The sequence below is a fragment of the Pseudomonas germanica genome, from assembly GCF_019614655.1.
Classification (GTDB): domain Bacteria; phylum Pseudomonadota; class Gammaproteobacteria; order Pseudomonadales; family Pseudomonadaceae; genus Aquipseudomonas; species Aquipseudomonas neuropathica.
Genome location: NZ_CP071586.1, coordinates 2,663,577 through 2,675,749 on the forward strand (window position 1 = coordinate 2,663,577; position 12,173 = coordinate 2,675,749).

The 12,173-nt window shown below is 62.9% G+C and carries 6 protein-coding genes; all 6 read left to right on the forward strand.

Annotation, left to right across the window (positions count from 1 at the left end):
* The first annotated feature begins 9 nt into the window (after positions 1 to 9).
* Positions 10 to 5,844, forward strand: coding sequence for a manganese-oxidizing multicopper oxidase MnxG (gene mnxG / locus J0G10_RS11900; protein WP_220558525.1), 5,835 nt, complete (start codon positions 10 to 12; stop codon positions 5,842 to 5,844).
* 640 nt (positions 5,845 to 6,484) lie between these two features.
* Positions 6,485 to 8,407, forward strand: coding sequence for a YncE family protein (locus tag J0G10_RS11905; protein ID WP_220558526.1), 1,923 nt, complete (start codon positions 6,485 to 6,487; stop codon positions 8,405 to 8,407).
* Positions 8,408 to 8,421: 14 nt separating this feature from the next.
* Positions 8,422 to 9,072 carry an SCO family protein gene (locus J0G10_RS11910; protein ID WP_095124784.1) on the forward strand — a complete coding sequence of 217 codons (651 nt, stop codon included), beginning with the start codon at positions 8,422 to 8,424 and terminating at the stop codon, positions 9,070 to 9,072.
* The gene (locus J0G10_RS11915; protein ID WP_095120161.1) at positions 9,069 to 9,689 is read left to right on the forward strand and encodes an SCO family protein; all 621 of its coding nucleotides are present in this window, start codon (positions 9,069 to 9,071) and stop codon (positions 9,687 to 9,689) included. The genes J0G10_RS11910 and J0G10_RS11915 overlap by 4 nt, the downstream gene beginning before the upstream one ends.
* 9 nt (positions 9,690 to 9,698) lie before the next feature.
* Positions 9,699 to 11,249 (forward strand): ABC transporter substrate-binding protein, encoded by a 1,551-nt coding sequence (locus J0G10_RS11920; protein ID WP_220558527.1) that lies wholly within the window; start codon positions 9,699 to 9,701, stop codon positions 11,247 to 11,249.
* A 15-nt stretch (positions 11,250 to 11,264) separates the two neighbouring features.
* Complete coding sequence (locus tag J0G10_RS11925) at positions 11,265 to 12,026, forward strand: peptidylprolyl isomerase (protein WP_220558528.1); 762 nt, start codon at positions 11,265 to 11,267, stop codon at positions 12,024 to 12,026.
* Positions 12,027 to 12,173 lie beyond the last annotated feature (147 nt).

Sequence of the window (12,173 nt, forward strand, 5' to 3'; positions counted from 1 at the left end):
TTACTGATCATGGCTGGCTTTCCTCACGCTCCGTCCCTGATTAACTGGCTGCTGATTCTGGCCTCGATGCTCAGCGTCGAGCTGGCCGGCGCGGCCGTACGTTGCGAGCGCAACCTGGTGGCCAACGTCGTCGCCTTCGATCAGCCACTGATGTTCAACCGCCTCGGCGCGCAGAACATCAACGGCATGATGTTCGCCCTGCGCCGCGATGTGGTCGATGAACATGAGCAGTCACTGGCTTACGGCGGCGCCGCAGTGCCAGGCAAAGTCTCGTTGCGCCCGGACAAGCGTCCACGGCCGCTGGTGCTGCGCGTGGCTGCCGGCGATTGCCTGACGATCAATCTGCAGAACCTGCTCGACTATCAGGCCAACCCGAACAAGCACTTTGAGAACGAGGGCGAAGAAGAGGGCGCGGAAAACGCCAACGGCGCCGAAGACTTCAAAGTCGATGAGCAGGTGGCGGATCGTCACGTCGGTTTCCAGGTCAATGGCCTGCAAGCGGTGAACAGCATCGATGACATTTCTTCGTTCACCGGGCGTAACGCCAACACGCTGGTGCCACCGGGCGCCAGTCGCTCCTACACCTTGTACGCCGAGCGCGAAGGCGCATTCGCCGTCAGTAGCCGTGGCGCAACGTTTGGCGGCGAGGGCGCGGCCGGCAACGTCGCCAATGGCTTGTTCGGCCAGGTCGTCGTCCTACCCAAGGGTGGTCGCACTTATCGCAATACCCTCACCGAAGAAGAAATGCGCCTGGCCACCACGGGCCGCGCACCCACCGGTCAACCGATCGTTGATTACCAGGCGCGCTACCCACAGCGCGAACCGTGGTTGCGCGAAGGCAAGGCTGGCACGCCGATCATCGGCATGGTCGACGGCAATGAAATCATTTCCAGCGAGAGCGATGCGATTGTCATGGGCAGCAACGCCGACGGCAGCTTCCCATCCAGCACCTATCCGCTGGAATCGGTCGGCAAACGCAACCCGGCAATCCCCAACCGCCTCGAAGCGTTCCGTGATTTTGCCTCGCAATTCCAGGATGAAACCGCCGCCACTCAAGCATTCCCGGCGTACTGGGCTGATCCGGTGATGGCCCATGTGCTGGAGCCGACCCGCGACTCGTTCATGATCAACTATGGCTCCGGCGGCATGGGTGCCGAAGTGGTCGCCAACCGCTTGGGCGTGGGGCCGATGCACGATTGCCTGTCGTGCGCCTATGAAGAATTCTTCCTCAGCTCGCACACCGTCGGCGATGTGGCGATGCTGGTGGATGTGCCGGCCAACACCGGGCTTGAGAACATCGCCCCCGGCCAGATACCGCGCGCCGATCAGATCGGCGTGAAAGCCACCATGGCGCTGTATCCGTCGGAGCCGTCGAACGTCAACCACAGCTACATCGGTGACTTCGTCAAATTCCGCAACACCCACAATGGCCACGAGCAGCACATCTTCCACCTGCACGGCCATCAGTGGCTGTTCAACCCCAACGACGACAACTCCGATTACGTCGACGCCCAGGGCATTGGCCCGGGCGCCGGTTATACCTATGAAATCGCCAACGGTGGTTCGGGCAACCGCAACCGCGTGGCTGGCGATGCGATCTATCACTGCCATTTCTATCCGCACTTTGCCCAGGGCATGTGGGCCATGTGGCGGGTGCACGATGTCTTCGAAGAAGGCACTCGACTTGATGTTTCGCAGCAGGGCGCCGACGGCTATCACAGCGAACCGTTTGCCTTGCGCAGTGGCAAACCGGCCGCCGGAGCACGCGCCTTGCCGGACGGCGAGATCGTTGCCGGCACACCGATCCCGGCCATTGTGCCGCTGCCGGGCAAAGCCATGGCGCCGATGCCGGGCAAAGTCGTGGTGGTGCCGAAAATCGGCGAAACCCTGGTCGCCGGCAATGATGACGACGAGGATGAAGAAGAGGGCGATGACGACGGCGAGCACCATGCTGGCAACGCCGGCGGTCAAGCCATCGGCTCACTGGCGCTGGTCGATCGCAGCGAAGCCAACCGCAATGCCGACGGCAGCCTGAAAAACCCTGGCTATCCGTTCTGGATCGGCGGCATGGAAAGTTCGGTCGGCCAGCGTCCGCCAACTCCGCCGCTGGACATGCTCGACGCCGCCACCGCGCAATCGCTCAAGGCCAGCGGCAAAGCGCTGTGGGCCAACCTTGACCCGGCGCAGTCCGGCGGTTGGGATGGCGGCTTGCAGCGTCATGCACTCGACGGCGTGTCGGCCGGTGGCGAAGCGCACACCGTGACCACCTCGCTGGACTTCTCCAAGGAAGTCACCCGCGCCAAACCGATTTACCTTCCGGAAGAAGGCACCGAAGTCGAACAGTCTGCGATGGCCTTCCACGCGAAAAAAGATCACCCAAGTTATGCCTTGCTGCCCGGCAATCAACTGGTGGCCAAGGCGTTCCGCACCAACGGTGCCTTGCCGATGGCCGGCGCCCCGTACTACGAACCGTGCATGGACGATCGGCAAAAACGCCTGACCGCCAGCGCTGGCAGCGGCGAGTTCGCCAGCGGTGAGCGCATCGACGGCATGTCCTTCGTCGGCGCCTCGAGCTTCACCGCCGACCGCCCACGGATCTACAAAGCCGCCAACATCCAGTTCGACGCGGTGTACAACAAGGTCGGTTATCACTTCCCGCAGGCGCGCATTCTCGCGCTGTGGGAAGACGCCTGGCCGGTAATCACCAAGCAGCGTCCGCCAGAGCCGCTGGTGATGCGCATGAACACCTTCGATTGCGTGCAATACCAGCAAACCAACCTGGTGCCGGCCACCTACGAGATGGACGACTATCAGGTGCGCACGCCTACCGATGTGATCGGCCAGCACATCCACTTGCCGAAATGGGATTTGACCTCGGCGGACGGCTCGTCCAACGGCTGGAACTACGAGGATGGCGTGCTCTCGCCCGGCGCCGTGCAGGAACGCATTCACGCGATTCGCGAATTCAATCAGTGCGCCGGCACCGATCCACGTGACGGCACCCAGGCCTGCCCGAAAGCCAAGAACCATCCGTTCTTCGGCCAATACGGGCGCGCCGATTGGGTCGGTGCGCGCACGGCGATGCAGCGCTGGTTCGTCGATCCGGTGGTCAACGCCAAAGGCGTCGATCGCGGCCTCGGCACCATCTTCACCCACGACCACTTAGGCCCATCGACGCACCAACAGATCGGTTTGTACGCGACTGTGCTCGCCGAGCCGGCCGGTTCCACCTGGTTCCACGCCGAAACCGGCGAGCCTCTCTATAGCGGCGCGCGTCAGGACGGTGGGCCGACGTCGTGGCAAGCGGTGATCAACACCGGTGACCTCGATGGCGACGGCAAGAACGACAGCTTCCGCGAGTTCTTCCTCGAGTACAGCGACTTCCAGCACGCCTATGAAGCTGGCGTCTATGTCGGTGCCGGTCCCAACGGTGTGCCGAATGCGCAGGCGTTCCCGGCCACCGCCGACAGCTTCCGCTACGCGATCAACCCGCCAGTGCGTAACAACGCCAGCAACCTGCTTGAGGGTGTGCTGGAAGTGCAGGGCGGTCAGGTTCCGGGCTGCCCGAGCCGGCCATGTCCGCAGGCGATTTCGGTGGATGACCCGGGCATGTTCGTCGTCAACTATCGCAACGAACCGCTGGCCCTGCGCGTGTACGACCCGAACAAGGTCGGCCCGGACGGCAAGCGCGGCATGCAGGCCGACGGCCTCGGTGGTGATCTGTCGTTCGCCATGCAAAGCCGTACCGACCGTGCGATCCCGGCGATGAACCTGGCGCCGAATCTGCTCACCTCGGCGACCGGCCCCACCGGCGGCACCACGCTGTTTCCGCCGCACATCAACAAGGGCGGCGCTGAACCGGGCGATCCGTTCACGCCGATGCTGCGTACTTACACCGGCGACAACGTGCGGCTGCGGGTGCATGCCGGCGGCCATGAAGAAGAGCACAACGTCACCCTGCACGGTGTGAAATGGCTGCAGAGCGGTTCCGGTTTCGGCAACAGCTCCAACTCTGGCTGGCGCGCGTCGCAAATGATCGGCATCTCCGAGCAGATGGGCTTCATTGCGCCAGTGTCGATGCTGTCCAGTTCGGCGGCGACCACGGGTGATTATCTGTACTCGATGGACGCCTCGATCGAAGGCTACTGGAGCGGTATCTGGGGCGTGATGCGCAACTACACCGCCAAACGCGCCGACCTGTTCGCCATCCCGAACAACCCGAGTCCGGCGGGCATGCGCAACACTGTAGCGTTCGAGGGCAGTTGCCCGCGCTATGGCGCCAACCCTAACGGCATTGGCACCCGGCCAACTGTGCAGCGCAACTATGAAGTGGTCGCGGCGCTGGCCAACGACATCCTCGGCAATACGCTGGGCCTGACCATCGGCGATCCCGAAGGCCTCGGCCAGCATGTCGGCGGGCCGCTGAATCCGGCGGGCGGTACCTTGGTGCTGAACTCGCGCACGGTGAGCATTCCGCAGGTCACGGTGACCGATCCGGAGGATGGCGAAACCATCACCATCGGCGGGCAGAGCGGGCCGTTGCATGACCCGACCGCGATCCTCTATGTGCGCAAATCCGATCTCGATCCGCTCAGCGGCAAGCTCAAACCCGGCATCCCGGTCGAACCATTGGTGCTGCGTGCAGCGGCAGGTGACTGCATCAACATCACTCTGGAAAACCGTCTGCCGAGCGTGATGCCTGACCTGACCCAGACTGCCGTGATGCAGGGCATGGTCAAGCGTGATCGCAACAGCGGTCTGGGCTCGACGACCTTCAGCAATAACCTGATGCGGCCGTCCAGTCACGTTGGTCTGCACGCGCAGTTGCTGGCGTACGACATCACCAAATCCGACGGCGCCAACGTCGGCGCCAACCCGATCCAGACCGTGCCACCGCGCGTCGGCAACAGTGGCGCGTATCCGACCCGTACTTATCAGTACTACGCCGGGCACCTGGAGCGTGAAGGCAAACCGGTGACTCAACTGGGGCGCAGCGTCGACAACATCAACGCCACGGCGGTGGAGTTCGGCGGCTTGAATATCACTCCGGCGGACGTGATCAAGCAGCCGCAAAAAGGTCTTGGCGGGGCGATGAGCATCCTGCCGATCGGCGCGACCTGGGTTGACGATGCGCGCAAGGTCAACGCCACGGTCACCGCGCCTGGGCAGACCAGCTACCGCGATTTTGCGATGGTCTGGCACAAGGCGTTGAACACCCGTTGGGCCAATGGTCGGCCGGTGGAAGGGATTGCCGCCGAAGGCTTCGGCGTGCCGACCGATCCGCAGGACAACTCGAGCATGGCGATCAACTACAAGACCGAGCCGCTGTGGTATCGCTTCGGCCTCGCCCCGGATGCGCCGTTCGGGCATGCCGACGGCGCGGGTTATGGCGACATGGTTAACGCCCACATGGCCTACAGCAATGCGCTGGTCGGCGGTGATCCGCAGACGCCGGTGTTGTATGCCAAACCGGGGCAGCCGTTGCGTACGCACATTTTGATGCCAAGCGGTGGCAGTCGCGGCACCACGTTCCAGCTCGACGGGCACGTCTGGTCGGTGAACCCGTTCCAGGCCGAGAAGAGTGATGTTGGTGGTTATCCGATGGGCTCGCCGGGCGTGGGCTCGGTGCGCTTCGGCTACAACCCGATGTCGATGTACATCGGCGCCCACGAAAGCATCCTGCCGGCCGCGCACTTCAGTTTCATGATCCCCAGCGCTGGCGGCAGTAATGCGATCCCGGGGGATTACCTGTTCCGCGACTACGCCGCCTACGGCAACACCTCCGGGTTATGGGGCTTGCTGCGCGTGACCAACGAACCGGAGCCGGCGCCGCAGGGGCAGTAGAAATAGGTGCAACGACAATATCCCTGTGGATGCAAATCCTTGTGGGAGCTGGGGTGCCAGTGAGTTTGACGGGCTGGATAAAAAACCTGTGGGAGCTGGCTTGCCAGCGATGACGGCGGCGCAGGCGCAATTGATGTGACAGGAAGGACGCCATCGCTGGCAAGCCAGCTCCCACAAAGGGCCAGGTGTGGCAATGAGATTGCGGCATGAATGCAAAACCTGTGGGAGCTGGCTCTCCAGCGATGACGGCGGCGCAGGCGCAATTGATGTGACAGGAAGGACGCCATCGCTGGCAAGCCAGCTCCCACAAGGGGCCAGGGGTGCCAGTGAGATTGACGGGATGGATACAAAACCTGTGGGAGCTGGCTTGCCAGCGATGACGGCGGCACAGGCGCCATTGATGTGACAGGACGGACGCCATCGCTGGCAAGCCAGCTCCCACAGGGGGCGTGGTAGGCAATGAAGAGGGTGGGATGAATGCAAATCCCATGTAGGAGTGAGCCTGCTCGCGATCGGGACAACTCGGTTTCGGATGGTGAGGCGGATGACGCCATCGCGAGCAGGCTCACTCCTACAGAGGGGTGAGGGTAGGCAGTGAGGGCGGCAGTAGTTGGAAGTGAATGTTACAGGGGAGGGTGGTATGAACAGGATCATCAACATCATCGGTATTTGCACCCTGGTTACGGCCGGGGCGTTGTTGACGCTGAGTGAGATTGCGCTGGCGCAAACCGCTGGCGAGCAGACGCTGAACCGCGACGGCGTGGCGGTGGACTTCAACCTCAAGCCTCTGGCCGCCGACGGCAAACTGCGTGAAGGCGAATTCGCCGATGTGCAGTTCCACGTCACTGACAGCGCTTCCGGCCAGCCGCTGTCCGGCGTGGCGCCGGGCGCCTGGGTCGATCCGCAAACCCTCGCCGCCGATAAAGCCCAGGGCCGCGACCAGAGCTGCAAAGCCCGGGTCGGCGTGTTTCTCAAGTCCAACATCGGCGCGCGGCCGTTGCTCGACCTCAACAGCTATTTCCTGCTGGTGATGAACCGCGACGCGAGCATCGCCGTGGTCGATCCGTCGGTGTCAGTGGGCGGCATCACCAGCACCCTGGCGCGGATCGAACTCAAGCAACCACCGATGGATTGGGTCACCCCAAAAGACAACAAACGCGTGTTCGTCTCGATGCCAACGGCGGGTGAAGTGGCCGTTATCGACAGCGAACAATTCAAGGTTCTCGATTCGGTCAAAGCCGGCAGCCAACCGGTGCGCGTGGCGCTGCAACCGGACGAACGCCTGCTGTGGGTCGGCAACAACGCCAGCAAAGCCGAAGACTCCGGCGTAACGGTGATCGACAGCCAAAGCCTCAAACCCCTCAAGCATTTGCAGACCGGTCGCGGCCACCACGAAATCAGCTTCAGCAAGGACAGCCGTTTTGCCTTCGTCAGTAACCGCGACGACGGCACCGTCAGCGTGATCGAGATCGCCAGCCTGAACATCGTCCAGCAGATCAAAACCGGCGCCCATCCGTTGTCAGTCGCCTATTCAGCCCTGTCCGGCGCGGTGTATGTGGCCGATGGCAAGGACGGCACCGTCACCGTGATCGACGCCAGCACCCACGCCATCCGCCGGGTGATCAAACTGCAGCAAGGCCTCGGCCCGATGGGCTTCAGCGCCGACGGCCGCTTCGGTGTAGTGCTCAACACCGTGGAAAACCGCGCCAGCATCATCGACGCCGCCACCAACACCGCCATCCATGATCTGGATGTCAGCGCCGAACCCTACCAAGTGGTGTTCACCCAGGCCTACGCCTACATCCGCGGACTCGCTTCACCGAAAGTCACCATGATCAACCTGTCCTCCCTCGGCGAAGGTCGCCAGCCGATCAGCCAGGGCTTCGAGGCCGGCCCGCAAGCGCCGCGCCTGGCCGGGGATTTGCCGCTGGCCTCAAGCCTGGCAGTGTCGCGCGATGACAACGCGGTGTTCGTGGTCAACCCGGTCGACAACACCACCTATTTCTACGCCGAAGGCATGAACGCGCCGATGTCCGGTTACCCCAACCGTGGCCAGATCGCCCGCGCCGCCCTGGTTATCGACCGCAGCCTGCGCGAGGTCTCGCCGGGCCTCTACAGCGCGCGGGTGAAACTGCCGGCGGCGGGGCGCTTCGATGTGGCGTTCCTGCTCAACCAGCCGAACATCATTCACTGCTTTACCGCGCAGATTGATCCTGACGGCAAACCGCAAAAACACCTCGGCCAACCGAAAGTCGAGTTCCTCCTCGACAAGACTGCCGTGGCACTCAACGACCCGTACGTTGTGCGTTTCCGCATTGTGCAAGGCAAAGACAAAAGCCAACGCAGCGGCGTCAAAGACGTGCAACTGCGCTACTACCTCGCGCCCACCTCGCACCCCCGCGAAGTGGCGGCGCTGGAAGTCGCCGACGGCGTGTACGAAGCGCCGATCACCCTCGACCGCAGTGGCGCCTGGTATCTGCATGTGCGTGCGGCCTCGTTGGGCGCCGGTTTCGATGACAAGACCTTTGCCAGTGTTCGGGTAGCCCCCGGCCAGGCCCGTTGAAGAGGAGTTTCGACATGAACCGATTTGCATCCACTGGCATGCTGACCCTGTGCCTGTTGAGCCTTGGCGTTCAACACGCCAACGCTCATTCGGCCGACGAACACGCCGGACACAAGGCCCCGGCCAGCAGCACTCAGGAACACGCCCAAGTGAAATTCGCCAACGTGCCGCTGCTCGACCAGAACGGTAAAACCGTGCGCCTCGAACAAGACTTGGTGCAGGGCAAAATCGTTGTTATGAGCTTTATCTACACCAGTTGCACCACGGTGTGCCCGGTGGTCTCGTCGATCATGGGCAAGGTGCAGAAGCAGCTCGGCGCGCGGGTCGGCGAAGAAGTGCAGTTGGTCTCAATCAGCATCGACCCACAGCGCGACGACCCGAAACGTCTGCAGGATTATGCGCGTACCTTCCAGCGCGGGCCGGGCTGGAGTTGGCTGACCGGTTCGCCACAGTCGATCAATGAAACCCTCAAGGGCCTCGGCAGTTTCAGCGGTGACCTGAAGAGTCATCAACCGCTGATCCTCGTCGGCGACGGCGACAGCCGCCACTGGATGCGCTACTACGGCTTCACTGATCCGGCGCTGCTGGCCAAGGAAGTGGAAAAGCTCAGCGGCCTGCGCACCCACGCCAAACACACCGCCATCGCCATGGAGCAGCAGCCATGAGAACGCTCGACTGGATCTCCCTGACCGTGTGTTTCTGGATTCTTGGTAACGTCGCGTTCGCCCACGAAGGCCACGTCTCCGAGCCGCCAGCCGCTGTCGCTGCCGCGCCGGCCAAAGGCACCCACGACGCGAAAACCTGGTTCACCGACACGCCGTTGCAGGATCAGAACGGCGAGACCCTGCGCTTCTACAGCGATGCGCTGCAAAACCGCATAGTGCTGCTCAACGTGATCTTCACCAGTTGCAACGACGCCTGTCCGCTGATCACCCAAAAGCTCAAAGAAGTCCGCGAGCTGCTCGGTGACAAGGCACAGGACATCACCTTCATTTCCCTTACCAGTGACCCGCTGCGCGACACGCCGGCGGTGCTCAAGGCTTACACCTTGAAGCAGGGTTCCGATGACCCTCATTGGCTTTTTCTTACTGGCGACAAAGCGCAGATGGACCTGGTATTGAGCCGCATCGGCCAGATCGTGCCGACGCCCGAGCAGCATTCCACGCAGTTGATCGTCGGCGATGTCGCCAATAAACGCTGGAGCAAGATCCGTCCCGACGCCCCGGCCGCCGCCATTGCCCAGCGCTTGCAGTTGCTGACAATGCCCGTGGCCGGCCGCTGAGTTCGCGCCATGAACCTGAGCGGTGTACTCGCCCTGATCCTGCTCGCTGGCGTCAGCCTTGGCGCGAGCGCTGCACCGCTGACTGCGGAGGAAGCGGCAGGCAAGCGCCTGTACCGCCAAGGCCTGTCAGCTAGCGGCGAAGCGATCATGGCGCGGGTTGGCGCGGCGGATATGTTGCTGCCGGCAACCAGCCTGCCGTGCGCAAATTGCCACGGCGCCGATGGCCTCGGGCGACCCGAAGGCGGGGTGCGTCCGCCGCCGCTGAACTGGGCGCGGCTGACCAGCACGTATGGCCAGCAACAGGTCAACGGGCGCAGCTATCCGGCCTACAGCGAAAGCACTCTGGCCATTGCCATCGAGCAGGGTCGCGACCCCGGCCACAATCGTCTCGACCCGAGCATGCCGCGCTTTCTGCTGTCGATGAAGGATCAGCGCAACCTTACCGCCTATCTCAAACGCCTCGCCGATGAGCGTGACCCCGGCCTCGATGCCGAGACCTTGCACCTGGGCACCTTGCTGCCCAGCCAAGGCCCGTTGGCCGAGGAGGGCGCGACAGTGGCAGCGGTGCTCAATGGCAGCGTCGCGCGGATCAACCAGGCCGGTGGCATTCATGGTCGGCAGTTGCGGTTGACAGTGATCGACCCCGGCCCGGATCGCGCCAGTGCCGAACAAGCCCTGCGACAGTTGATCGAGCAGGAACAGGTGTTCGCCCTGATCGCGCCGCTGGCACCGGCCCTCGACAGTGAACTGGGGCCGCGCCTGGAACAGGCCGGCGTGCCGCTGATCGGCGCCTTGTCGTTGCTTGGGGCGGTGCAGGCCAGTCCGCAGATTTTCGAGCCGCTGCCGGGCTTGCGCGAGCAATTGATCGCGCTGGCCGACTACGCCACGGCCAGCCTGCGCGTGCTGCAAGGGCCGACCCTGATTGCCTATCCCGATGACCCTTTACAAGCGCAAGCGGCAACCACCCTCGCTCAATACTTACAGGATCACGGCTGGCAGAAAGTCCATCTGCAAGCCTACGACCCGACGGCGGATGCGCTACCGCTGGGTTCGCGCTCGGTGTTCTATCTGGGCAATGGCGGCGGTTTCAGTCGTCTGGCGACGCGGCTGCAGAGCGCCGGGCAAGTGCCTTACCTGTTTGCCGCCTCCAGCCAGGTGGCCGGCGATCTGCTGCAAGTCCCAGACGGCTTTACTCGGCGGGTGTTTCTTGCCTATCCGTTCGTGCCCAGCGACTGGACCCAGACCGGGCGCATGGCCCTGACGCTGCTGCGCGAAGGCCAGGGCCTCGGCGCCCAGCATGCGGTGCTGCAAGTCGGCGCCTACGCTTCGATGTTGCTGCTCAGCGAAGGCATGAAACAGGCCGGCCGCGACGCCAGCCGCGAAAAACTGGTGACGGCGCTGGAAGGACTGCACGACTTCGACACCGGTCTGACCCCGCGCCTCAGCTTTGGCCCCGGCCGACGCCTGGGCTTGAGCGGCGCTCATGTGGTCACCGTGGATTTGCCCGATCAGCGCTTTTATCTGGTCGCACCCTATAAATCGATTGTTGCCAGCCCCTGAATGGAGGGCCCGATCATGAAGCTCACAACGCTGATAATGCTGCTGACCTGTTGGATGCCGATGGCCTGGGCCAATAACGAGCTGGCCGTGGCGCGAGTCAACGGCGAGGAGATTTCCGGGTTTCGCTTTGAGCGCTTCTTCGCCGAATACCTGGAAGATCAGGGTCGCGCCGTGGCGAGCATTCGTAATCCCAAAGCCTATAAACAGCTGCGCCAGGCAGCACTGCAAGCGCTGATCGACAAAGAACTGCTGTGGCAGGAAGCGCAAAAACGCGGGCTGCAGATCGACGATCAAGTGGTACTTCAGCAAGTCGAGCAGACCCGCAGTGCTATCGGCGGCACGGATAAATTCGTCCGCCGCTTGCAGGACGCCGGTTTCGATGAGGCGTCCTTCACCGAGTACACCCGCCGCGAACTGGCGGCGCAGCAGATGTTCGCCGAGTTGATCCGCGCCAATACCTTGCAACCGCGCCACCTGTTGATCCGCGTGCCCGCGCAAGCGGATGCAGCCACAGTCACCGAAGCGCGTCTACGCTTGTTGCAAATGCGCGCCTCGATTGCCGGAGGGGCGAGTTTTGCCAGCGACCCGGTGCGTTCACCGTTCGGCTGGCATGTGATTTATTTGCCGAACCACTTGGAGGCCGCCAATGTCCCAGATTTGCAGGGGCTGGACACAGTCAGGGCACAGCTCGCCCGACAGCAACAGACCCAGGCTCGTCGCCAAGTGCTCGCGCAATTACGGGTGCAGAACAGGATCGAACGAATTGACGACGACTGAAGGTTCCCCCCCAATAGTGGGGAATGGCTTCGATGCCCATTCAGGTGCTTCCCCGTTTCTGGGGAACGGGGTACCGGGACGAGCGGGCATTGTCATTAAATTCAAGGACATGAAGACGTAAAATTACCGGCACTCAGCCTGGCATGA